General features: G+C 64.1%; 20 protein-coding genes, 1 tRNA gene and 1 rRNA gene. 7 read left to right on the top strand and 15 right to left on the bottom strand.

Translation table 11 applies throughout. The annotated features are described in order from the left end of the window. Nucleotide 1 precedes the first annotated feature (1 nt). Nucleotides 2-895, bottom strand: coding sequence for an oxygen-dependent tRNA uridine(34) hydroxylase TrhO (gene trhO, locus AC1C2Q_RS13745; protein ID WP_495450599.1), 894 nt, complete (start codon nucleotides 893-895; stop codon nucleotides 2-4). 34 nt (nucleotides 896-929) lie between these two features. Beyond that, nucleotides 930-2,204, bottom strand: coding sequence for an LCP family protein (locus tag AC1C2Q_RS13740; RefSeq protein WP_495450598.1), 1,275 nt, complete (start codon nucleotides 2,202-2,204; stop codon nucleotides 930-932). A gap of 47 nt (nucleotides 2,205-2,251) precedes the next feature. On the opposite strand from AC1C2Q_RS13740, the gene AC1C2Q_RS13735 reads away from it, so the two are divergent. Continuing rightward, nucleotides 2,252-2,336, top strand: a tRNA-Ser gene (locus AC1C2Q_RS13735). A gap of 61 nt (nucleotides 2,337-2,397) precedes the next feature. Here AC1C2Q_RS13735 and AC1C2Q_RS13730 read toward each other — a convergent pair. The 8 genes from AC1C2Q_RS13730 to AC1C2Q_RS13695 form a co-directional block, all read right to left on the bottom strand. Further along, nucleotides 2,398-3,000, bottom strand: a complete 603-nt coding sequence (locus tag AC1C2Q_RS13730) for a GNAT family N-acetyltransferase (RefSeq protein ID WP_495431781.1) — start codon at nucleotides 2,998-3,000, stop codon at nucleotides 2,398-2,400. After that, the gene (locus AC1C2Q_RS13725) at nucleotides 2,997-3,623 is read right to left on the bottom strand and encodes a phosphatase PAP2 family protein (protein WP_495450597.1); all 627 of its coding nucleotides are present in this window, start codon (nucleotides 3,621-3,623) and stop codon (nucleotides 2,997-2,999) included. The genes AC1C2Q_RS13730 and AC1C2Q_RS13725 overlap by 4 nt, the downstream gene beginning before the upstream one ends. Nucleotides 3,624-3,656: 33 nt before the next feature. After that, a complete protein-coding gene (locus AC1C2Q_RS13720; protein WP_495450848.1) occupies nucleotides 3,657-4,886 on the bottom strand; it encodes a multidrug effflux MFS transporter in 1,230 nt (409 codons plus the stop codon). 224 nt (nucleotides 4,887-5,110) lie between these two features. Next, nucleotides 5,111-6,265, bottom strand: a complete 1,155-nt coding sequence (locus AC1C2Q_RS13715) for a cystathionine gamma-synthase (protein WP_495450596.1) — start codon at nucleotides 6,263-6,265, stop codon at nucleotides 5,111-5,113. Nucleotides 6,266-6,344: 79 nt separating this feature from the next. Then, nucleotides 6,345-7,724, bottom strand: coding sequence for a cystathionine beta-synthase (locus AC1C2Q_RS13710; protein ID WP_495450595.1), 1,380 nt, complete (start codon nucleotides 7,722-7,724; stop codon nucleotides 6,345-6,347). A 54-nt stretch (nucleotides 7,725-7,778) separates the two neighbouring features. Beyond that, on the bottom strand, nucleotides 7,779-8,759 hold the full coding sequence (locus tag AC1C2Q_RS13705; protein ID WP_495450594.1) for a carbohydrate ABC transporter permease: 981 nt from the start codon (nucleotides 8,757-8,759) through the stop codon (nucleotides 7,779-7,781). Beyond that, nucleotides 8,756-9,895 (bottom strand): carbohydrate ABC transporter permease, encoded by a 1,140-nt coding sequence (locus AC1C2Q_RS13700; RefSeq protein WP_495450593.1) that lies wholly within the window; start codon nucleotides 9,893-9,895, stop codon nucleotides 8,756-8,758. The genes AC1C2Q_RS13705 and AC1C2Q_RS13700 overlap by 4 nt, the downstream gene beginning before the upstream one ends. 104 nt (nucleotides 9,896-9,999) lie before the next feature. Then, entirely contained in the window at nucleotides 10,000-11,319 is a 1,320-nt protein-coding gene (locus AC1C2Q_RS13695; RefSeq protein ID WP_495450592.1) for an ABC transporter substrate-binding protein, read from the bottom strand. A 266-nt stretch (nucleotides 11,320-11,585) separates the two neighbouring features. On the opposite strand from AC1C2Q_RS13695, the gene AC1C2Q_RS13690 reads away from it, so the two are divergent. After that, on the top strand, nucleotides 11,586-12,590 hold the full coding sequence (locus AC1C2Q_RS13690) for a LacI family DNA-binding transcriptional regulator (RefSeq protein WP_495450591.1): 1,005 nt from the start codon (nucleotides 11,586-11,588) through the stop codon (nucleotides 12,588-12,590). Between the two features lie 81 nt (nucleotides 12,591-12,671). Here the strand turns inward: AC1C2Q_RS13690 and rplL are convergent, their stop codons facing one another. From rplL to AC1C2Q_RS13675, 3 genes are all read right to left on the bottom strand, one after another. Next, nucleotides 12,672-13,049: a 50S ribosomal protein L7/L12 gene (gene rplL, locus AC1C2Q_RS13685; RefSeq protein ID WP_439280869.1), complete on the bottom strand. Its 378-nt coding sequence runs from the start codon at nucleotides 13,047-13,049 to the stop codon at nucleotides 12,672-12,674. A 49-nt stretch (nucleotides 13,050-13,098) separates the two neighbouring features. Next, nucleotides 13,099-13,587 (bottom strand): 50S ribosomal protein L10, encoded by a 489-nt coding sequence (gene rplJ, locus AC1C2Q_RS13680; RefSeq protein ID WP_495431773.1) that lies wholly within the window; start codon nucleotides 13,585-13,587, stop codon nucleotides 13,099-13,101. A 233-nt stretch (nucleotides 13,588-13,820) separates the two neighbouring features. Next, nucleotides 13,821-15,611 carry a glycoside hydrolase family 15 protein gene (locus tag AC1C2Q_RS13675; protein WP_495450590.1) on the bottom strand — a complete coding sequence of 597 codons (1,791 nt, stop codon included), beginning with the start codon at nucleotides 15,609-15,611 and terminating at the stop codon, nucleotides 13,821-13,823. A 57-nt stretch (nucleotides 15,612-15,668) separates the two neighbouring features. On the opposite strand from AC1C2Q_RS13675, the gene AC1C2Q_RS13670 reads away from it, so the two are divergent. From AC1C2Q_RS13670 to AC1C2Q_RS13655, 4 genes are all read left to right on the top strand, one after another. Continuing rightward, a complete protein-coding gene (locus AC1C2Q_RS13670; RefSeq protein ID WP_495450589.1) occupies nucleotides 15,669-17,033 on the top strand; it encodes a glucose-6-phosphate dehydrogenase in 1,365 nt (454 codons plus the stop codon). 72 nt (nucleotides 17,034-17,105) lie between these two features. Continuing rightward, complete coding sequence (locus tag AC1C2Q_RS13665; protein ID WP_495431770.1) at nucleotides 17,106-17,786, top strand: YqaJ viral recombinase family protein; 681 nt, start codon at nucleotides 17,106-17,108, stop codon at nucleotides 17,784-17,786. A gap of 163 nt (nucleotides 17,787-17,949) precedes the next feature. Beyond that, the gene (locus AC1C2Q_RS13660) at nucleotides 17,950-19,608 is read left to right on the top strand and encodes an MDR family MFS transporter (RefSeq protein WP_495431769.1); all 1,659 of its coding nucleotides are present in this window, start codon (nucleotides 17,950-17,952) and stop codon (nucleotides 19,606-19,608) included. Further along, nucleotides 19,605-20,111: a MarR family winged helix-turn-helix transcriptional regulator gene (locus tag AC1C2Q_RS13655; protein WP_495450588.1), complete on the top strand. Its 507-nt coding sequence runs from the start codon at nucleotides 19,605-19,607 to the stop codon at nucleotides 20,109-20,111. The genes AC1C2Q_RS13660 and AC1C2Q_RS13655 overlap by 4 nt, the downstream gene beginning before the upstream one ends. Before the next feature lie 2 nt (nucleotides 20,112-20,113). On the opposite strand, the gene AC1C2Q_RS13650 is transcribed toward AC1C2Q_RS13655, so the two are convergent. Then, nucleotides 20,114-21,001, bottom strand: coding sequence for a LysR family transcriptional regulator ArgP (locus AC1C2Q_RS13650; protein ID WP_495450587.1), 888 nt, complete (start codon nucleotides 20,999-21,001; stop codon nucleotides 20,114-20,116). 70 nt (nucleotides 21,002-21,071) lie between these two features. Here AC1C2Q_RS13650 and AC1C2Q_RS13645 point away from each other — a divergent pair, with 70 nt between their 5' ends. Continuing rightward, nucleotides 21,072-21,698: a LysE/ArgO family amino acid transporter gene (locus AC1C2Q_RS13645; RefSeq protein ID WP_495431767.1), complete on the top strand. Its 627-nt coding sequence runs from the start codon at nucleotides 21,072-21,074 to the stop codon at nucleotides 21,696-21,698. A 377-nt stretch (nucleotides 21,699-22,075) separates the two neighbouring features. On the opposite strand, the gene rrf is transcribed toward AC1C2Q_RS13645, so the two are convergent. Next, nucleotides 22,076-22,192, bottom strand: a 5S ribosomal RNA gene (rrf, locus tag AC1C2Q_RS13640). Nucleotides 22,193-22,325: the final 133 nt, after the last annotated feature.

Raw genomic sequence — 22,325 nt, 5'->3', positions numbered from 1 at the left:
CTCAGTTGACCGCGACGTGTTTCTCGCACGGCACGGACTGGCAGCTCTCGCAGACGACGAACTGCCCACGACATGAGGCATCAGGGCAGTTCGCGGTGCGCTTGGTGTTCGCGCCGCATCCGACGCAGGTGCCGATCGCCGCAGAGTGGTCGCTGAAGTCGACAGAACCGCGCTTGTCGAAGACGTAGAGCGATCCCTCCCACAGTCCGTCATCGCCGAACTTCTCGCCGTAGCGAACGATGCCGCCATCGAGCTGGTACACCTCACCGAAGCCGCGTGCGGTCATCAGGCTCGAGAGCACTTCGCAGCGGATGCCGCCGGTGCAGTATGTGACAACCGGCTTGCCCTTCAGGTCGTCGTAGGCACCGGAATCGAGCAGCTCTACGAAGTCACGGGTGGTTGCCACGTCCGGCACCACCGCATTCTTGAATCGCCCGATCTCGGCTTCCAGCGCGTTGCGTCCGTCGAAGAAGACGACGTCGTCGCGTGAGTTCACCAACGCGTGCAGCTCATCCGGACTCAGCCGCGTGCCGCCGCCCACGACGCCACCCTCATCGACCTGCAGCTCGCCTGGGGCTCCGAACGAGACGATCTCATCTCGCACTTTGACGCTGAGCTTGGGGAAGTCAAGGCTGTGGCCATCGGCATCCAGACCCGTTCCTTCGCTCCATTTGATATCGGCGTTCTTGAAGGCCGGGTAGGAGCGGAAGGAGCGTGACCACTTCTTGAGCGCCGGCAGGTCACCGCCGAGAGTGCCGTTGACGCCATCCTTCGAGATGATCAGACGTCCGCGCAGACCGAGAGCCTCGCCGAAGTCGCGCTGCCACAGCCGAATCGCCTCCGGATCCGCTAGCGGAGTAAAGGCGTAGAAGAGGACGATCTTGGGAGTTGCCACCCTGCGATTTTACGCGGCTCAGCGCCGACGCGGTTCAGTGCACGGTACCGGTCGCGCAGCCATCAGCCTCGCCGGTCGTGCCGGGGATCGCCGGCGGAAGCACGGCAGTCTCGTCGACAGGCTCCTCCGTGGTGGGAGCCGTGGCAACCGGATCTGGGGTCTCCACGACGGTTCCGTCTTCGTCGCCGGCCAACACGAGCGGTTCATTTGCCGCCAACGCGTCGAACAACTGCGTGGCCGCGTCCGTTATCGGCACGAGCCGATTCGGGTTTTCCGGTGCGTCCGCGACGGGGTACTGGACGAACACATAGTCGCTGAGCGCAATGTCCTTGAGCGCCAGTCCCATCTGCACGAGAGTCACGGGGTTCGTGAGGCTGGTGCTGGGATCGATGGCAGACAGGATCGTCCGCGCGAGTGTCAACAGCATCGACGGGTTCGAAAGCACCTGTTCGCTGGTGATCTTCTTCACGAGGCTCGACATGTAGAGCTGCTGGTTGCCGATGCGGTCGAGGTCGCTGCCATTCTCGGTGGAGTGTCGCGCGCGCAGGAATGCAAGCGCCTGCGCACCCTCGAGGGAATGGGTGCCGGCGGGGAGGTCGATGGTGGAGTCGTCGTCCTTCATCGCTGTCGCAAGGCACACGTCGACGCCGCCGATGGCGTTCGTGACGTCGATCACGCCGCCCCAGTTGATGGATGCTGCGTATTGGACGTCGACGCCGGTGAGTTCTTTGATCGTCGATGCCGCACAGTCCAGCCCGCCGATACCGAAGGCCGAGTTGATCATCTGCCGGTACTGCGGCGACGTCTCATTGCCGTTCGCATCGGTACATGAAGGGATATCGACGAGCAAGTCGCGCGGGAAGCTGATCACGGTGACGCGGCGCGGTGGTGCCGAGATGTTCACGAGCATCAGCACGTCGCTGCGCACGCCGTCTTCGGGATCGGCGCAGCGGTCGCCGAACATCTCGGCGTACTCCGGTTCGCAGATGTCAGTGCCGGCGACGAGGATGTTCGCGCCGGTGGTGAGCTCAGCGAAGGCGGGCGGCGCTTCGCCGCTGAGTTCGACAGCGTCCGCGGTGTAGGTGGAACTCAGGTCGACGAACAGCCATGCGCTAATGCCGAGCGCTGCGACCAACACTGTTGCCACACCGATCCCGAGCAGCTTGATCAGCTGGCTGCCGCGCGACGGAGTGCCCTGCTGACCGTGCCGAGCAATGGTCGCCCGCGTCGAGTTTCGCCCCATCGGCACAGCATAACTGCGGATGCTGGCGAACTGCCCGCGTGCGGCGGCCGCCCACGAACTGGGCATGGCACGGCGAGCACAAAGGATCGGATAGACTGTTCAGGTTGTTCCCTGGTGACGTGTCCGAGCGGCCGAAGGAGCACGCTTGGAAAGCGTGTGTTGTGCAAGCAACCGAGGGTTCGAATCCCTCCGTCACCGCCGAAGAGCAGAAACCCGCGAAGCGCATGCGCCTCGCGGGTTTCTGTTTTGTCACACATCGTCAGCTGTGGAAGCGCACACCGTAGCTTTGGCCACCGGGGTCTGCGGGCAATCGCTGCATGCCGAGTCGCTCGTAGAACGCGGCCGCCCCGAGGTTCGCAGGATCGATACCCAGGTGCAGCCCCGTCACACCGCGCCGCTGCAGTTCGGCGAACAGCGTCTCGATCAGTCGACGCCCCAGCCCCTGCCCCTGCGTCTCTGGCAACAGATCAATGTGCAGGTGCGCTGGATACTCCCCCGCATTCTGGTTCTCGCCGGGCCCGCGCGTGTACGCGCCGTCGACTATCGATTCCTCGCGCGTCTCCGGCTTTTCAGCCCTGGGGAAGCGTTCGGCGAACTGCGGCCACCACTCATCGCGGAACCACTGCTCGAAAGCATCCGTGTCGTCTGTGGCGACGATGTAGCCGATCACTCGCGCGTCGTCCGATTCGACGACCCAGGCGAGATCAGGATGCCGGTCGACGTATGGCACCGCGAAGATCAGGCCCCAAAGTTCATCATCGCTGAAAATCCCGGTGGCGTCGCCTCCGGCATCCGCGGTCTTCACACAGATCTCGAACATCGCCGGGCGATCCTCGGTGCGATACGGGCGGATGCCGGTCATAGTGACTCCTGTCGAGTTCGGGGCTGTCGTACCCATTCCAGCATGAGGCCGCCCACGACGAGTGCGGCGCCGGCTCCCACCAGCATCCCGCCGATCGTGTCGGTCAACCAGTGCACCGAAAGCACGGTGCGCGAGAAAGCCATTCCTAAGGTCCAGAGCACGGCGATGAGCACGACCCAGAGCCGCGGGAACAGCAACATCGCCAGCATCGCAAGAGTGGCGGCGTTCGCTGTATGCCCCGAAGGGAATGAACCGAAATCACTGACGACGAGCATGTCCTCCGGCCGCGCGCGGCCATACAGATGCTTCAACAACTGCACAGCCGCGACGCTCGCCAGCAATGTCACGACGACGAGAACGGCGGCTCGCCAGCGACGAGCGATCAGCAGCGCGGCAATGATCAGCACGGGCATGAGAATCGTGGCGATCCAGCCACCGCCGAGATGGTTCATCATTTCAGCGAAGCCGACGAGCAACGGTGAGCGAATGCTGACCATCAGCTCATTCCAGCCGACATCTAATGCACTGGGCAGGTCCGATCCTGCCGCAGTCAATGCGGCGCCAAGGGCCATCGCAGCGAGAATCGCCCCGATGCCCCACCAGAGAAGTGCGGGACGAGTCATCCGCCCATTCTGACTCAGATGACGGCGCGAACGCTACGGAGTCAACATCCCGACCGAGCGCGGGCGCACGATCAGCCAGAGCGCGAGAATTCCGACGACGGCGCAGCCCACCATGACCGAGGCCATCGTCGTCGCGGTGATTCCTGCACCCGCAGAGATGAGGCCGACCACCGGTGAGATGATTGCCGCGACGCCGTTGTTGCTCGCCCCGAGAACGGACGCGGCGGTGCCTGCGGCCTTGCCATGTCGGTCGAGTGCCAGCACCTGCACGCACGGGAACGAGAACCCGCATGCGGTCATGAATAGGAACAGCGGGATGACCGTGCCCCAAAACCCCAAGCCCAGCTGGTCATTCACGATGATCGCCGCACCACTGACCAGCAGTACCGCTGTCGAGAATGCGAGCACCCACTGTGGCCCGAACCGCGCAGCCAATCGGGATGCAACCTGCACACCGACCACGACACCGACCGAGTTGGCCGCGAACAGCCAGCCGTATTCCTGCGCGTCCAGCCCGTGGGCCTCTTGAAACAGGAACGGTGACGCCGACAGATACGAGAACAGCCCGGAGAAGGTCATCGCCCCGATCACCAGCACGCCCACGAAGACGCGATCGCTGAAGACGCTGCGATAGCGCTGCCAGATGGTGGTGCTTCCGCGCTCGCCTCGTCGTTCCTTCGGCAGGGTCTCTGGGATGAACAACAGTGCCGCGAGCAGCATGATGGCGCCGTAGGCCGCGAGCACGACGAAGATGCCGCGCCACGGCATGACTCCCAGCAGCCAGGATCCGATCAGAGGCGCGACAACAGGGGCCACGCCAGAGACCAGTGCGAGCCTCGACAGCATCACCACGAGCCGCCGACCGCCGAACAGGTCGCGCACGATCGCCATCGCGACCACGCCACCGGCCGCCGCACCAACTCCCATGACCACGCGTGCGCCGCCGAGCAGCAGCAGATCCGGTGCGAAAGCAGCAGCGACACTCGCGAGCACGTGCAACGCGGTCACGGCGATCAGCGGTACGCGACGACCGACCTTGTCGGACAACGGCCCCACGACGAGCTGGCCGAGGGCAAACCCGATCATGGTGCCGGTGAGGGTCAGCTGAATCGCAGCAGAGGTGGTCTGGAAATCTCTCTCCAGCAACGGGAAAGCTGGCAGGTACAGGTCGATCGTGAACGGTCCAAGCGCCGTGAGCGCCCCGAGCAGGATGATGTAGAGCACACGGCGCGAGTTGGAGATCGCATCGCCTGGGTGCAGCATGATCGGCGCGGTCGCCGGATCAGGTCCCAGCGTGCGGATCGCGCTGGTCGGCGTGCTGGTGCGAATCGTTCCGGTGAACGCGCGGATGCTTCCGGTCGGCGTCCGCTCAGAAGGGGTTCGTTCGGAGTCGGTTCGTTCGGAGTCGGGAGTGGGCGCAGAGGAAGAAGAGGAATCGTTCAAGATGCCTCAATTGTACGGGCGCGGCCTGAGCCGCACCCCGGCTCTCATCGCGCTATGCGCGCGAGCCCCTTCTCCAGATCGGCGATCAGATCGGCGATGTCCTCGATACCGACGGACAGACGCACGACGTTCTCCGGAACGGCCAGATCGGTACCGCGCACCGAGGCGTGCGTCATCTCAGGCGGATAGCTGATCAGTGACTCGACGCCGCCCAGCGATTCAGCCAGCTGGAAGAGCTCGGTCGACTCGGCGAAGGCACGCGCGGCGTCGTGTCCCGCGACGAGCGCAAGCGACAGCATCCCGCCGAATCCACTCATCTGGCGCGCGGCGATTTCGTGACCGGGGTGCGAAGCAAGCCCAGGATAGAAGACGGTCTCGAACTCGGTGCGGGACTCTGCCCACTCAGCGATGGCCTGCGCGTTCTCGCTGTGCTGGCGCATCCGCACCGCAAGAGTCTTGATTCCACGAGTGGTGAGCCAGCCGTCCAATGGCGCCGAGACGGCGCCGACAGCGAACTGCTGGAACTTCACCTGATCGTAGAATCGGTCATCGCCAAAGATCACGGCACCGCCGAGCACATCTGAGTGTCCGCCGAGGTACTTGGTGGTGGAGTGCACGACGAGATCGGCGCCGAGCGCGAGAGGCAACTGCAAGGCCGGTGAGGCGAAGGTGTTGTCCACCACGACGATGGCACCCGCTGCATGCGCGATCTCTGCGGTCGCAGCGATGTCGACGATCTTCAGCAGAGGGTTGCTCGGCGTCTCGAGCCAGACAATCTTGGTCTCGGGGCGCAGCGCCTGGCGGATCGCATCCGCGCTGCTGAGTTCGGCGGTGGTGGTCTCGATACCCCACGGCGCCAGCACCTTGGTCAGCAGTCGGTGCGTGCCACCGTAAACGTCGTTGCCAAGCAGCACGTGGTCGCCCGGTCGGAGGATGCCGCGCAGCAGCGCATCCTCAGCGGCAAGTCCAGACGCAAACGAGAGCGCGTTGACGCCACCTTCGAGAGCGGCGAGCTGCGTCTCGAGCGCGTTGCGTGTGGGGTTGCCCGCACGGTTGTACTCGTAGCCCTCGCGGAACACGCCGACGGCATCCTGCACATGCGTCGAGGCCTGGTAGATCGGCGGAATGATCGCGCCGGTGAGCGGATCGGCCTGCTGGCCGGCGTGGATGGCGCGGGTGGCGAAAGCGTGGTCAGACATGCTCTCACCCTACGCGCGCCCCTTCGCCACTCCCCTTCTCATTACGCCCCGCGACATCCCTGCCCGTGGCGAGTGGCCTTTAGCGCGCGAGGTAGGCGACCAGATCCTGTCGAGTCAGCACGGTGTGCGGACGGCCATCGATCGTCACCAGCAGGGCATCCGCTTCGGCGAGCGCCGCGCGCGCCTGATCGACGGACGCATGGATGCCGACGAGCGGCAGCCGCTCGCCGACATGGGCGCCCACGGCATCCGTCGGCTTCGCGACATTGCGGAAAAGTAGATCCAGCAGCCCTCGCTCGTCGACGCTGCCCACAACTTCCCCCATCATGACGGGCGGTTCGGCACTGAGCACCACGAGCTGCGAGACGGCGAACTCGGTCATCATGTTGATCGCGTCGAGCACCGTGTCGCTCGGATGCGCGTGCACGAGTTCCGGAATCGAGCCCTGCCCCGAAGCCTGAGCGCGTGTCGTCAGCACATCAGCGACCGTCTCCCCCTCCTCAACCTCGCTGAAGCCATAAGAGCGCATCCACGAGTCGTTGAAGATCTTCGAGAGGTAGCCGCGTCCGCCGTCCGGCAGGAGCACGACCATTACTGCATCCGCCGGCAGTGTCTGGGCGATCCGCAGCGCACCGACCACGGCCATGCCGCTGGAGCCGCCGACGAGGATGGCTTCTTCGCGTGCGAGGCGGCGGGTCATCGCGAACGACTCGGCGTCGTCCACCGCGACGATCTCGTGCGGGACAGCAGGATCGTAGGAGCCCGGCCAGATGTCCTCGCCGACGCCTTCGACGAGGTAGGGGCGACCGGTTCCGCCCGAGTAGACGCTGCCTTCGGGGTCGACGCCGACGATGCGTACCCGGTCATCGGAGACCTCACGCAGATACCGTCCGGTGCCGCTGATCGTTCCGCCGGTACCGACACCGGCGACGAAATGCGTGACTTTACCGTCGGTGTCGCTCCAGATCTCTGGGCCGGTGGTCTCGTAGTGGCTGAGCGGCCCGTTTGGGTTGTCGTACTGGTTCGGCTTGAACGCCCCCGGAATTTCCTTCACGAGGCGGTCGCTGACGCTGTAATACGACTCGGGGCTGTCCGGCGGCACGGAGGTCGGCGTCATCACGATCTCGGCTCCATACGCGCGCAGCACGTCGATCTTGTCCTCGCCGACTTTGTCTGGCAGCACGAAGATGCACTTGTAACCGCGCTGCTGAGCGACCAGCGCGAGGCCGACACCGGTGTTGCCGCTGGTGGGCTCGACAATCGTGCCACCAGGCTTCAACTCACCGGATGCTTCGGCCGCGTCGATGATGCGACCGGCGATGCGATCCTTCGATGAGCCACCAGGGTTCAGATACTCCAGCTTCACAAGCACCGTACATACGACGCCCTCTGTGACATGCTGCAGCTTCACAAGAGGAGTGCCGCCGACGAGATCGGCGATGTGCTCGGCGTATTTCATGTCTCAAGGGTACGGGGCAGCGGATGCCGTGTTACCGCGGCATCCGCTGAAGGGCTACCCCTTGGTTGATCCTGCCAACAGCCCGCGTACGAAGTACCGCTGCAGGGCGAAGAACACAATGAGCGGAACGATGATCGACACGAATGCACCGGCCGTGAGCAGATACCAGTCGTTTCCTCGCGTTCCCGTGATCTCTGCCAACAGCTTCGTGATCGGAGCGGCACCGCCGTCTGCGAACACCAGCGACACGAGCAGGTCGTTCCACACCCACAGGAACTGGAAGATCGCCACGGACGCGATGGCCGGCATGGTCAGCGGCAGCACGATACGGAAGAAGATCTGCCCACGGGATGCGCCGTCGACGCGTGCAGCTTCGACGATCTCACCGGGGATCTCTGCCATGAAGTTGTGCAACAGATAGATCGCCAGCGGCAGCGCGAACATGGTGTGCGCAAACCACACCTGTGCGTATCCGCCGGAGGCTCCAAGAGGCAGCGTCACCTGCAGGCCGAAGAAGTTCAGCCCTCGCGAGAACGTGCTCAGCAGCGGTACCAAAGCCATCTGGATGGGCACGATCTGCAACGCGAAGATGAAGATAAATAGGAAGTTGCGTCCCTTGAAGTCGATCCACGCGAACGCGTAGGCCGTCATGGAGGCGATCATCAACGGGACGAGCGTCGCCGGAATCGTGATGGCGATCGAGTTCACGAACGACTCGATCATCGTGAGCTGCGTCGTGCCGGACTGCAGCACATCTACGTAGTTCTCGCCGGTGACCTCGGGGTTCAGGAAGAACTCCCACCAACCGCTGGTGAGGATCTGGTCGCGGGGGCGGAAGGATGAGATGAACAGCCCCAGAGTAGGGATGGTCCACAGCACCGCGATGACGATGGATGCCGCCGACGCCCATGGCCGCGAAAGCTTCTTGCGGGTGCGGCCGGCGGAGGCGTTGAGCTTGCCCCCGGTCGTGATCGCCCGGGTCGCCGAGCCTCCGCCCGAGCCCGTCGTGGCGTCGGTGTTCTTCACGTCGGTCATCGGATCTCCCGCTGCTTCTGGATCTGGCGTGCGTTGTAGATGACGATTGGCAGCACGAGGATGAACAGGATGACAGACAGGGCGGCACTGCGGCCTGCCTCGAACTTCGAGAACTGCGTGTACATCTCATTCGCCAACACGCTGGTCTCGTAGTTTCCGGCTGTCATGGTGCGGACGATGTCAAAGACCTTCAGCGAGGCGATCGAGATCGTGGTCAACACGACGATGAGGGCGGGGCGGATCGCCGGGACCGTGACCGACCTGAACCGCTGCCAGGCATTCGCCCCGTCTAGTTCGGCCGCTTCCAGCAGCTCCATCGGCACGCCCTTGATCGAGGCCGAAAGGATCACCATCGCGAAACCGGTCTGCACCCAGATGAGCACAACGATGAGGAACAGTGTGTTCCATGGCGGATTGAGCAGGAACTGCTGCGGCTCACCACCGAACCAGACGATGATCTGATTGAGCAGACCGATCTGGTCGTACTGCTTACCGCGGTACTCGTACATGAACCGCCAGATGATGCTCGCGCCGACGAACGAAATCGCCATCGGCATGAACACGAGAATCTTGTAGATCTTCTCACCACGGGTTTTATCGATGAACACCGCGTATGCGAGGCCGACGATCGTGGAGACCGTGGGGACGACCAGCACCCATACGATCGTGTTGACCACGACACGGACCCCGTCGGGCTGTCCGAAGATCCAAGCGTAATTCCCGAGGCCGATGAAGTCCGTTCCCGCCGAGTTCATGAACGAAGCAACCATGGTCTGAATCGAGGGCAAGACGAGGCCCACTGTCAGAAGCAGGAACGCCGGCGCCATAAACGCGACAAGCTGGATGAAGTATCCCTTGCCCTGCCGCGACCGGAAATCGAGCAGGAAGAAGATGGCTCCCACCACCACGGCAACGCCGATCGCCCAGTAGTACGAACGGAAGAACCACATCACGGCGAGCGGGATGAGCAGGCACATCGCCAGGCGCGCAACGGTGTACCACTTGCCCGTGCGCGGCGCGATGTCGACGAGCAGCAAGATGATCGCCACCACCGCGGCGAAGGCGATGACGACGACCACCGCCTGCAGGATGGGCGGCAGCTGGCCAACCCAGCCGAAGAACTCAATCGCGGTCACAGAATCCCCTTCACAACGGCGTGCAGATCATCAGCGGTTCACGCGGCTTCGCGTGAACCGGGTCGAGCGGGCCGCCCGGTAGGGTCGGCCCGCTCGGATTTTAATCAGCTGGCTGGCCAGCCGGTCTCGATCTGCTCGAGCACTTCCGGCGTCGGGCTGCCATTGATCCACGCGACCATGCCCTTCCAGAATGTGCCTGCGCCGACGGCGCCGGGCATGAGGTCGGAACCGTCGAAGCGGAACGTCGTCTCCTCATCCTGCAGAATCTTGATGCTCTCCTGCAGGATCGGACTCTGAGCGGCGTCCGGGTCGAGTCCGTTGTTCGCCGATACCACGCCACCGAGCGCGACACGGTTGTTCGCCCATTCCGGTGTCGACAGGTAGGTGAGAACCTTCTGGACAGCCTCGTCGTCGCTGAACGCACCGACGATCTCACCGGCACCCGTTACCGCGGTCTCTCCGGCAGTCATACCGGGGGTCATGAAGGCCCAGACGTCACTATCCTCACCGACCTCGGTCCCGTCCGGGAGGAAGCCGTCAAGGAATGACGGAGCGTGCGTCAACGCGCACTCGCCGCTTGCCACTGCAGGCCCTACGTCGCCCCACGCCGTGGAGTTGATCGATCGCACGTCGCCGAAACCTGCGTTCACGTACTCGGGGTTCAGCAGGACTTCGCCAAGCGTGTCGAAGGCGGTCGCGATCTGAGGGTCCGTGAACGGCACCTCATTGGCGACCCACTGGTCGTAGACTTCTGGTCCTGCCTGACGCAGGACGAGGTCCTCGACCCAGTCGGTTCCGGGCCAGCCGGATGCCGTGCCAGATTCGAAGCCCTGGCACCACGGAGCGGCGCCGGTCGTGTCACGGATCGTCTGAGTAAGGGCCATGAGTTCATCCCAGGTCTCTGGAACTTCCACTCCCCACTCCGTGAACTTGGTAGGCGAATACCAGATCCAGCCCTTCACGCTCGCCATCATCGGCGCGCCGTAGAAGGTGCCGTCGTAGGTTCCGTAATTCACCCAGTCCTCAGACCAGTACTCCTCGGCATTCGCCTTGACCTCCTCTGGAGCGGGCTTCAGATAGTCACGCGCAGCGAAGTCGGCGAACAGACCTGGCTGTGGGAAGATCGCGATGTCGGGCGGGTTGCCACCCTGCGCACGGGTGCCCACCTGGGCTTCGAAGTCCTGGCTTCCCTCGTACTTGATCTCGATGTCGTTCTCTTCTTCGAAGTCCGCCCAGGACTCCTGGAGAAGTTCAGCTTCTTCGTCGGTGATCGTTCCGTACATGGTGACGACGTTGTCGCCACCGCCGCCACCGCCATCGCCGCCATCTGGCGCACCAGGGGCCCCACATCCTGCAAGCGCGATGCCCGCTGCCCCAAGCAGGGCGAGCGGCGCGAGGCGCCGATAACGCTGTGACAGTGCCATATGACTTCTCCTCTTCGAGTTCACGTTCCCTCTGGCTTGCCGCTGCCCGAAGGCAAGCGGATCAGGAACCGCTTCCAGGCCCAACCTAGCGGCCTCTCATGCCCCGGCACAATGGTCGTTGGTCACAAGCTGACAACCTTTGCCCCCGCATCCGCCACCAAGTATGGGAGCGCTCCCGCGCGATTCGTGTGGAACCGGTTCCGTTCGCTGCCCGTTGGGACTACGCTGTGCTCGGGCCTCTCGAGTGCCGCCATCGAGGAGGATGCATGAGCACCATCACGGATGTCGCCGCACGTGCCGGCGTCTCCAAAGCGACTGCGAGTCGTGCACTCAGCGGTCGCGGCTACGTGGCAGACGAGACGCGGCTGCTCGTCGAGACGGCTGCCGCCGAGCTGTCGTACGTCGCGCATTCGTCGGCGACCAGTCTTGCCACCGGACGCACCCAGATCGTGGGCGTCATCGTCCCCAGCCTCGGCCGATGGTATTTCTCAGAGCTGCTCACCGGCATCCAGCAGTCCCTGCTCCAACACGGCTACGACCTTGCGCTCTACGGCGTCCCAGAGCACTCCGCTACGCGCGACGAAGTTTTCGCTTCGGTGCTGCCACGCAGGCGATTCGATGGGATCATCGCCGCCGGCATCCAGCCGACCGCACACGAACTAGAGCGACTACGCGAGCTCGGCCGCCCGCTGGTGAGCGTTGGCCCATACAACGACGGCACGAGTGCGGTATCAATCGATGACGCCGCTGCCGCACAGATCGCGACGGAGCATCTCATCGACCTCGGCCACACCGCCATCGCATTCATCGGCGGGGAGGCGGAGTCGAGCGCACTCGGATTCGGCGACGCGCGCCGACTCGATGGTTATCGCGAGGCGATGGATGCCGCAGGCCTGAGCGCGCACGTCAGCGTGAGTCCGGCCGCCAGCAGCATGCCGAGCGGATATGAGGCAGCCGTCGACCTGCTCGGCAACCGTCGTACCAGGCCGACCGCGGTCGTCGGCGTGTGCGATGAGGCGGCGATCGGCACGATCATCGCCGCGCGACGGCTCGGGATCGCTGTGCCCACCGAACTGAGCGTCGTCGGAATCGATGACCATCAGCACGCCGAGATGTTTGCCCTGACCACGATCAGGCAGCAACCTCGCGAGCAGGGCAATGAGGCCGTGCGATTGCTGATGCTTCAGTTGGAGCGTCCCGCAGCCGAGCCCGTGCACAAGCTCGCGGCATCCGTCCTGGTCGTGCGCAACTCATCCGCACCCCCGCGCTAGCCCCCAAAATCTCTTTGCGGGGAACGCACGAAGGCCCCGGGGATGAACCCCGGGGCCTTCGAATGAAGCGGTGAGACGTGATTACTTGAGGGTAACCGTGGCGCCAGCGGCCTCGAGGACCTCCTTGGCCTTCTCAGCGGTCTCCTTGTTGGCGCCCTCAAGGACAGCCTTCGGTGCACCGTCGACGACAGCCTTGGCCTCGCCGAGGCCGAGCGAGGTGAGCTCGCGGACAGCCTTGATGACCTGGATCTTCTTCTCGCCAGCAGCCTCGAGAACGACGTCGAACGAGTCCTTCTCTTCCTCTGCCTCAACAGCGGCACCAGCAGCGCCTGCAGCAGCAGCCGGGGCGGCAGCGGTGACGTCGAACTTCTCCTCGAACGCCTTCACGAACTCGCTGAGCTCGACGAGGGTGAGGTCTGCAAACTGCTCGAGCAGCTGCTCAGTGGTGAGCTTCGCCATGATGTATCTCCTAGATTGGTGGGGTTTGTAGAACGAGAACGCCAGTCGCTTACGCGGCTGCGGCGGTCTCCAGCTTTTCGCGAAGAGCATCGACGGTGGCCGCAGCCTTGGCCATCGTTGCCTTCATCATGCCCGCAGCCTTCGCAAGCAGAACCTCACGGCTCTCCAGCGATGCGTACATGTTGACCTCGTCGGCGTTGAGAGCATTGCCCTCGAAAACGCCACCCTTGATCACGAGAAGCGGGTTGGTCTTGGCAAAGTCACGAAGAGCCTTCGCGGTGGCGACGAAGTCACCGTGCACGAATGCAACAGCCGACGGACCCTTGAGGTCGTCATCCAGTGCAGAGATTCCCGCCTTGTTAGCGGCAATCTTGGTCAGCGTGTTCTTCACCACGGCGTACTCAGCGTCCTGACGGATGCTGTTGCGCAGCTCCTTGAGCTGGGCAACCGTCAGACCGCGGTACTCGGTCAGCAGGACGGCGTTCGAGTTCTCGAATGACTTCGTGAGCTCGGCAACCGATGCATCCTTCTGCGCCATGGTCACTCCTTGGTGGGTACGAGATGCCACACGGTGGTGAAGCATCGACCTCGACCACGACTGCAATAGAAAAAGCCCCGGCGCAAGCGCACGGAGCTTTGAGAAGATCGTGACACCTGCGCGGGCCCCTGCATTGCAGAGCTTCGATCATCGTGTTCGCACACGACGACGACCAGCGGTCTTCGGTTGAGATAACTATACCCGACCCCGCACTCCCGCCCAAATCGAGCGGGCTAGCGCCGGTCGGCGGCACGGCCGGTGTGGCCAGCCAGGGCATCAGCCGCTCGCACAAGGGTGAGGTGGGACAGCGCCTGCGGGGTATTGCCCGCCTGCCGTGCACCCTCGACGTCATACTCCTCGGAGAGCAGGCCGACATCGTTGGCGAGCCCGACCAGCCGGTCCATGAGCGTTCGCGCGTCGTCGATCCTGCCGCTGGCCGCGTACTGCTCGACGAGCCAGAAGCTGCATGCCAGGAACGGATGCTCGCCGCCTTCCAACCCATCCACGCCAGAAGAGGTGCGATAGCGCATCAGCAACCCGTCGCGCACGAGCGTCTGTTCCATCTGCTCGACAGTGCGGAGCATCCGCGGATCGTCCGCGGCGCAGTACCCGACCTGCGGAAGAGTCAGCAGCGACGCATCCACCTCCGCGGAGTCGTAGTGCTGCACGAAGTATCCGTCGACATGAACGCCGCGCTCGTCGATCTCCGCGCGCAACTGATCGCGCATGCGCGCCCACAGCTCCTCGTCCCCCGACATGCCGTGCTCACGGACGGCGCGCACACCACGATCGAGCGCCGCCCACATCATCACTCGAGAGTGCGTGAAGAACTGCGGCTCTCCGCGGATCTCCCAGATCCCGTTGTCAGGTCGATCCAGTCCTGCAACGACCCGTGCGATCAGGGCGCGCTGCAGCGGCCACGAGAACTCCGATTCATCAAGACCGGCAATCCGTGCCGCTTCCATCGCGACGAGCACTTCGCCGATCACATCGGCCTGATACTGATCGACCGCGCCGTTGCCGATCCTCACCGGCGAGGCGCCTCCGTAGCCAGGAAGACTGCTCAGCTCTCGCTCGGCGAGATCTCGCTCGCCGGCGATGCCGTACATGATCTGTACTTCCTCCGGCTCTCCGGCCACCGCCCGCAGCAGCCAGCGCCGCCAGTGCTGCACCTCCTCGAGGAAGCTGTGCGCGATGAGCGCCTCCAGCGTCAGCGCCGCATCACGCAGCCACACGAAGCGGTAATCCCAATTGCGGGATCCCCCGAACTCTTCCGGCAGTGACGTCGTCGCTGCCGCCACGATTCCACCGGTGTCACGATTCGTAAGCGCGCGCAGCACGAGAAGTGACCGAATCACGGCGTCACGGTGCGGCCCCTCATGCTCGATCGAGCTCGCCCAGCCTTGCCACCACGAGCGTGTCCGCGCGATGGCAGCGTCGACATCCAGCGGCACCGGGGCATCCTCAAAGGATGGGAACCATGCAAGCGTAAGATCACGGGTCTCTCCCGCCGAAACCTCGAACGTCGCGCTATGCGCGTGATCGGATGCCGCGAGCGCGACACCGCGCACGATGACGGCCTCCGGCCCTGCTGTCGCGTGCAGGGCTGGCGCATCCTCCGTGCCCACCTGCCTCACCCAGGGCAAGGCACGCGCGTAGTCGAAATGCATCCGCAGCTCGGTGGCAAATTCGACCGTGCCGGTGATTCCGACGACCCGGCGCACCACGTCGGTGCGGTCATCTGTCATAGCAAGGAAGTCCTGCACCTCGGCAATGCCGCTGGCGCTCTCCCAGCGGGTCACGAGGATGAACGTGTCCGGCAGATAATAGCGACGCACTTTTGCGTCGGCATCCTGCGGGCGGACCAGCCAGCGCCCGTGCGAGGTATCCCCCAGTAGTGCGCCGAAGACGGAGGGCGCATCGAAGCGCGGCAGACAAAGCCAGTCGATACTGCCATCGCGCGACACCAGCGCAGCCGTACGGCAGTCACTGAGCAGTGCATAGTCCTCGATAGGGGCTGGCATCTCACCGATTCTTGCACGGCCCTGGCCGATATGCACCGATGGGAATACGGTGGGCGCATGGATGCCAAAACCACGCTTGTGATCTTCGGAGCCTCGGGCGACCTCGCTGCCAGGCTCCTGTTGCCTGCGCTCGGCCAATTGCTCACCACGGAACCCGAGCGTCGGGTGCGCGTGATCGGCGCCGGGATGGAAGATTGGAAGGACGACGATCTGCGTGAGGTCGTGCGCACTTCGTTCGACAGTGCGGATGCCGGCGCCGCCACCGACCGCGTCACAGTCGAATACCGCCAGGCAGACATCACTCGGACAGAAGATCTCACCGCGCTGCTGCAGGGACTCGAAGGCCAAGTGGCCATCTATTTCGCTGTGCCACCAGCAGTCGCGGCCGCCGCCTGCGAAGCACTCACACCTGAGATACTTCCGGACGGTGCGATGCTCGCATTGGAGAAGCCATTCGGTACGGACGAAGCCAGTGCCCGCACACTGAATGCGCGCGTGGCGCAGCTCGTACCGGAGCGGCAGATTTTCCGCGTCGATCATTTCCTCGGCAAGTCCACCACGCTGAATCTGCTCGGCGCACGGTTCGCGAATCGGCTGCTTGAGCCGCTCTGGTCGGCGGAGAGTATCGAATCTGTCGCTATCGTCTACGACGAGAAGCTGGGGCTAGAAGGGCGCGCCGGCTACTACGACGGGGCCGGCGCGTTCATCGACATGATCCAGAGTCACCTGCTGCAGGTGATGGCGGTGTTGGCCATGGAGCAGCCGGCAACCCTGGGCGAAGCCGACTTCCGGGAGGCAACGTCCGCTGTCCTGCGGGCGACGACGATCTGGGACGACGATGCGGCGTCCTCTTCCCGACGTGCGCGGTACACAGCCGGCAGCGTCGACGGTGTGGCGAAGCCGTCGTATGTGGACGAGCCCGGCGTCACCCCTGAGCGCAAGACAGAGACGCTCGCTGAGGCGATCTTCGAAGTGCGCAACGGCCGCTGGGCCGGCGTGCCGTTCAGCCTGCGTTCCGGCAAGGCACTGAGCGATCCGGCCAGGGAGATCATCGTCACCTTCCGCGCCGTGCGCCATGTTCCTGTCGGGCTCACCGGTTCCGCTGACGGCGCGATCTTGAGGTTCTCGCTCGCGCCGGATCGGATGTCGTTGGAGCTCAATCTCAACGGCGCCGATGATCCGTTCGTTCTCGAGCGGGCTACTCTGTCGGCAGACCTCGGCGCCGGAGCGCTGCTTGCGTACGCGGAGGTGCTCTCCGGCATCCTCGATGCCGATCCGATGCTTTCGGTGCGCGATGACGCCGCCGAGCAGTGCTGGCGGATCGTCCAGCCGGTCCTCGATTCCTGGTCGCGCGACGAAGTACCACTCGAGGAGTACGCCGCAGGGTCGAGTGGCCCGGCGGGTTGGCCGACGAGGCACTGAACGACAGCTCACTCGCGGCTGATGCGGCGCGGCAGGGCCAAGGACGTCACTGGCTCGGGGTAGCCTCGAAAGGTGAATCCGGAACTTCAGGCTCGAATCGTCGCGGACTCCCGCGACCGCGTCGCCTGGCTCCGAGCACGAGCGCGCGGCATCACCGCGACCGATGTCGCAGGCCTCACGAGTGAGAACTCGATCACCCGCGCCGCGGATGCAAAACTCGGCGCAGGTCCGCGCTTCGGCGGCAACGCCTACACCGATCATGGTCGTCGGCGCGAGCCTGAGATCGCCGCCTGGGTTGCAGCGACGCATGGCATCCAACCTTCTTCGGCACTGTTCCGTGCCGAGGCGGAGCACCGCCATCTAGCCACGCCGGATGGCGTCGTCCAGGATGGCGAAGGCCGCATCCTGCTCGCTGAGATCAAGACCACCAACAAGAACTGGCGGACGATCCCGCGCACTTATCTGCGACAGGTGTGGTGGCAGCAGCATGTGCTCGGAGCCGAGCGCACCCTGTTCATCTGGGAAGAGCACGACAACTTCCGCCCGATCCACGACGAGCCTCGATGCGTGTGGATCGACCGCGACGATCGCGAGATCGGCACACTCGTCGGGCTCGCAACGCGCCTGATCGATGAGCTCTATCACCGCACCACGGGGCAGCGTCCGCCGAGCACGGACACCGCCAACGGCGCCAGCCGACGCGAAGCCCTCCGCGAGCGCGATGCGTTCCGCGCGCTCGCTCTGGCCGACTGAGCCACGCCGTCCGTCATTCCGCCGCCGGCGGCCGCATTCTCGCGCGCCATCTGGGACATAGTTGACGCATGTCAACATCTGGACTATTGTTGATATTTATCAACTTTTTGCGCGCCATCGTCGCCGCGCCATTCACCTTTCATGTTCTATTCGAAAGGGGCGCATGAGCGCTCAAACCCCGTCCACCGCCGTAACGGCAACGCGGATGACTCACCGCCAGGTGCTGCAGGCACTTTCCGGCCTACTTCTGGCGATGTTCTGTTCAATGGTCTCCACGACTGTCGTCAGCACCTCGCTGCCGATCATCGTTCCCGAGCTCGGCGGGTCACAGACGTCCTACACCTGGGTCATCACCATGACCCTTCTGACGACGGCGATCTCCACGCCGATCTGGGGTAAGCTCGCTGACCTCGTCAACCGCAAGAACCTGATGATTATCGCGTTGGCGATCTTCGTCCTCGCCAGTGCCGGCGCAGGCTTCTCGCAGAGCGCTGAGGTGCTCATCATGTTCCGTGGCCTGCAGGGTCTCGGTGGTGGTGGCCTGGCTGCTCTCAGCCAGGTGCTGATGGCAGACATCCTCTCGCCCCGTGAGCGAGGCAAGTACATGGGACTGTTCGCCGGCGTCATGGCGATCGCCACTGTCGGCGGCCCGCTGCTCGGCGGCGTACTCACCGACAGTGTCGGCTGGCGCTGGAACTTCTACGTCGGCGTCCCCCTCGGCATCATCGCGATCGTCGTGCTGATCCGCACGCTCAAGATCGACCAGATCCGTGCCGCGAAGGTCCGTATCGACTACTTCGGCATTGTGCTGTTGTCGGTCGCAGCCGGGTTCCTACTGGTGTGGGTGACCAACGTCTCCACTTACGGCTGGATCAGCTGGGAGACCCTCGCCATGGTCGGCACCGCCGTGCTCGCCACGGCGCTGTTCATCATCGTCGAACTCAAGGTCGCTGAGCCCCTCATCCCGCTCTCGCTCTTCCGCAACCGCACCTTCACCCTCTCTGTCCTCGCGTCGATCTCGATCGGCGTCGCAATGTTCGGCACCTCGGTCTACCTCGCGCAGTACATGCAGATCTCCCGCGGCTACGGACCGACCGAAGCCGGGCTGCTGACCATCCCGATGGCTGCCGGCATGCTCATCTCCTCGGCTGTCGTCGGCCAACTCGTGACCCGCACCGGTAAGTGGAAGAGCTTCCTGGTCACTGGCGCGGTGCTCATGATCGCTGGCACCTCGCTGCTGTCGACGCTCCACTACGACACGTCGCTGTGGCTGGTCGGCATCTACATGTTCTTGCTCGGTGCCGGAACCGGTATGACCATGCAGAACCTCGTCCTGGTCGTGCAGAACACCACAGCACCGCAGGAGATCGGCGTCGCCAGCTCTGGCGTCACCTTCTTCCGGACCGTCGGCGGCACGGCGGGCGTCGCCGTGATGGGTTCCGTCCTCGGCGCGAGCATGACGCAGCAGCTGACCGACCGCGCAAAGGAGGTCGGCACCGCGCTCGCCTCACTCGGGGAAGAGGGCAAGGCGATCGCCGCTCAGCTTGCGTCTGGCGCGCTGCCGACCACGCGGGACATGCCCGAGGCGATCCGCATCATCATCGAGGATGCCTCCGCACAGGCCATCTCGCACGCTTTCCTCATCGGCGTGCCGCTCGCAGTGCTCAGCCTGATCGCGATCGTGTTCCTGCCGAACAAGCCGCTGATCAAACAGAACAACGTCGAGCGCGTGCGGGAGCAGCGCCGCGAGAATGAGTTTGCCGTGGCTACGGCTGAGACCGGCTCTATTCCCGTACATCTCTCACGTGACGACGACGCATGACCACCGCAACGGAGGACGATTTGAGCACGGGGGCGGACACCAGCTCCATCCCTGTGCTCGATGAAGAACGCGTCAGTGCAATCACGGCACTGGAGTCCGAGTTCGGCGAGCTCATCACGCACTTTCGTCGTGTCGTGATGGAGAGCGCGAACCGCCTCAGCCCTGGCCTGCTCCCCGGCGCATATAAAATCTTCACCACGATCGTGCGATACGAGTCGAGCACCGCATCCACGCTCGCCGACGTTCTGCAGATGGACAAGGGTCAGCTCAGCCGCACCGTGCGTGAGCTCGAAGAACTCGGGCTCATCCAGCGCACCCCGGATCCCGCCGATCGCCGCTCCATGCTGCTCTCCCCGACCGAGAACGGACTCACCCGACTGGCAGAGGCGCGGCGTCCGCAGGAGGGCGCGATGCTCCGCCGCCTCGCAAGCTGGGAGCTGGAAGACATCTCGACTCTGACGAACCTGCTGCACCGGCTCACCGCCGCAGCGCGCCAGGGCTGAGCTCAGTCGAGCACTCGAGCGGCTTCGTCGGCGACTTCGCGTGCGATGGCATCGAGCAGCTGAGAGCGCAGATTCCATTGCTGCCAATAGAGCGGCACGCGCACCGGATCGCCACCCAGCGGAACGAGCGCACCGGATGCCACGGCATCCGCCGCCTGTTCCGCTGGAAGCATGCCCCAGCCCAGCCCGAGGATGACCGCCTGCGCGAAATCATGCGAGGCGGGAACGAAATGCCGCGGGATGCCGTGCTCGGAGGCGCCCCGGGAAGCGAGCCATACGTGCTGCAGAGTGTCGCGCCGATCGAAGTCGACGAACGGCGCAAGACGAAGCGTCTCGGCGTTGACCCCGGCAGCGAACCAGCGCTGAGCAAACTGTGGATTCGCCACGGCTTCGTAGCGGAATACTCCCAGACGCGTAACAGTGCAGCCGGAGACGGGGGTAGCTTCCGAGGTCACCGCTGCCATCACTTCGCCTGACTCCAGCAGCCGTGCAGTGAAGTTCTGGTCGTCGCGGTGCAGATCGAAGTCGATGTCATGCTGCGCGGCAAGCCGCGAGAGCGGCGCGAGGAACCACGTGGCCATCGAATCGGCGTTCACCGCCAACGGCACGCTCACCCGGCCTCCCCCGGCGTCGAGACCCAGCGCCGCGAGAGTTTCGTGCTCGAGCAGGGCGACCTGCCGCGCCATCCGAACCACAGCTTCCCCTGCTGCTGTCGCGGTAGCGGGCTTCGAGCGAACGATGAGCACCTGCCCGAGCTGCTGCTCGAGAGACTTGAGCCGCTGGCTGACAGCCGACGGGGTGATGCTCAGCGCGCGCGCTGCGGAGTCGAGACTTCCGCCGTCGATGATCGCTGCGACGGTTAACGCAAGCTCAGCGGATATCCCTGACATATTAGCGATGCTAATGCTTCATAAGTCTTGATCGCTGGATCTTATGTGCACGTAACCGTAGCGTCGGAGGGTGATCTCCTTCTTCTCCGGTCTGGGACTCGGTCTCTCGCTCATCATCGCCATCGGCGCGCAAAACGTCTACGTGTTGCGTCAGGGGATCCGCCGCCAGCATGTACTGGCAGTCGTCATGATCTGTGCACTCTCGGATGCCGTACTCATCGCTGCCGGTGTCGCCGGCCTCGGATACCTGCTGGAATCGATGCCGTGGCTGGTGGTTGTTGCTCGTTGGCTCGGCGCCGCCTTCCTGCTCGGATACGGAGTTCTCGCAGCACGTCGGGCGTTCCGCGGTGGCGGAGCCGCTCTTCGAGCGGATGACGGAGAAGACCGCACCACCACCGCCACTCTCATACCCGTGATACTGACTGCGCTCGCGCTCACATGGTTGAACCCGCATGTGTATCTGGACACGGTGTTGCTGCTCGGCTCGATCGCTGCCACGCACGGCGAGGCCCGCTGGTTCTTCGCTGCAGGAGCGATACTCGCCAGCGGGATCTGGTTCACCGCTCTCGGTTTCGGCGCACGCTACCTCGGGCGCTGGCTGGACACGCCACGCGCGTGGCGCATCCTCGACGCGATGATCGCCGTCGTGATGATCGCCATTGCCGTGAGCCTGGTGCTCCCGGTACTCACCGCGTGATCGCCCAGTAGGCGAAGCGCATCAGACTACTGACCGTCGAGCGGTCGCATCATCCGCGTGAGGAAGCGCCGCGTGCGCTCATGCGTCGGCGCGGTGAGTGCGGCGAGGCGACGAGCCATGGTGAACCCTCCTGGGGCTTTGAGAATCGCACCCGATGCGGGTGGACTCGATCACCGTACACACACGGACCGGCGCTGGCCGCATCCCGTTTCGCTTCGTTACAGCCGTGCACGGCGCACACTGAGCTGCTGAACGCATAGCTCGTCTCTTAACGAAGAAAAGCCACCCCGCAAGGGATGGCTTTTCGCTCTGCTGACGCAGACATACACAATGCAAAATGGCCACCCAGCGTTGGGTGGCCATTTTGTCTAAAAGAAGTCCGGCGGTGTCCTACTCTCCCACAGGGTCCCCCCTGCAGTACCATCGGCGCTGTGAGGCTTAGCTTCCGGGTTCGGAATGTAACCGGGCGTTTCCCTCACGCTATGGCCGCCGAAACACTATTGATGTTTCAATCAAACCTAAAGGCACGCGTAGTGCCTATTAGGGTTCTCGACCGTACATCGAGAACCACTCAGTGGACGCGTAGCACCAACAAACGGTGTGTTATCAAGTCATCGGCTTATTAGT

This window comes from Microbacterium sp. Y356, assembly GCF_059445355.1.
This window is presented reverse-complemented; position numbering and strand designations above follow the sequence as displayed.

Coding starts and splice junctions, on each gene's coding strand:
- AC1C2Q_RS13740 (WP_495450598.1), bottom strand. CDS start 2,204: ATGCCCAGTTCGTGGGCGGCCGCCGCACGCGGGCAGTTCGCCAGCATC.
- AC1C2Q_RS13730 (WP_495431781.1), bottom strand. CDS start 3,000: ATGACCGGCATCCGCCCGTATCGCACCGAGGATCGCCCGGCGATGTTC.
- AC1C2Q_RS13725 (WP_495450597.1), bottom strand. CDS start 3,623: ATGACTCGTCCCGCACTTCTCTGGTGGGGCATCGGGGCGATTCTCGCT.
- AC1C2Q_RS13720 (WP_495450848.1), bottom strand. CDS start 4,886: ATGCTGCACCCAGGCGATGCGATCTCCAACTCGCGCCGTGTGCTCTAC.
- AC1C2Q_RS13715 (WP_495450596.1), bottom strand. CDS start 6,265: ATGTCTGACCACGCTTTCGCCACCCGCGCCATCCACGCCGGCCAGCAG.
- AC1C2Q_RS13710 (WP_495450595.1), bottom strand. CDS start 7,724: ATGAAATACGCCGAGCACATCGCCGATCTCGTCGGCGGCACTCCTCTT.
- AC1C2Q_RS13705 (WP_495450594.1), bottom strand. CDS start 8,759: ATGACCGACGTGAAGAACACCGACGCCACGACGGGCTCGGGCGGAGGC.
- AC1C2Q_RS13695 (WP_495450592.1), bottom strand. CDS start 11,319: ATGGCACTGTCACAGCGTTATCGGCGCCTCGCGCCGCTCGCCCTGCTT.
- AC1C2Q_RS13690 (WP_495450591.1), top strand. CDS start 11,586: ATGAGCACCATCACGGATGTCGCCGCACGTGCCGGCGTCTCCAAAGCG.
- rplL (WP_439280869.1), bottom strand. CDS start 13,049: ATGGCGAAGCTCACCACTGAGCAGCTGCTCGAGCAGTTTGCAGACCTC.
- rplJ (WP_495431773.1), bottom strand. CDS start 13,587: ATGGCGCAGAAGGATGCATCGGTTGCCGAGCTCACGAAGTCATTCGAG.
- AC1C2Q_RS13675 (WP_495450590.1), bottom strand. CDS start 15,611: ATGCCAGCCCCTATCGAGGACTATGCACTGCTCAGTGACTGCCGTACG.
- AC1C2Q_RS13670 (WP_495450589.1), top strand. CDS start 15,669: ATGGATGCCAAAACCACGCTTGTGATCTTCGGAGCCTCGGGCGACCTC.
- AC1C2Q_RS13660 (WP_495431769.1), top strand. CDS start 17,950: ATGAGCGCTCAAACCCCGTCCACCGCCGTAACGGCAACGCGGATGACT.
- AC1C2Q_RS13655 (WP_495450588.1), top strand. CDS start 19,605: ATGACCACCGCAACGGAGGACGATTTGAGCACGGGGGCGGACACCAGC.
- AC1C2Q_RS13650 (WP_495450587.1), bottom strand. CDS start 21,001: ATGTCAGGGATATCCGCTGAGCTTGCGTTAACCGTCGCAGCGATCATC.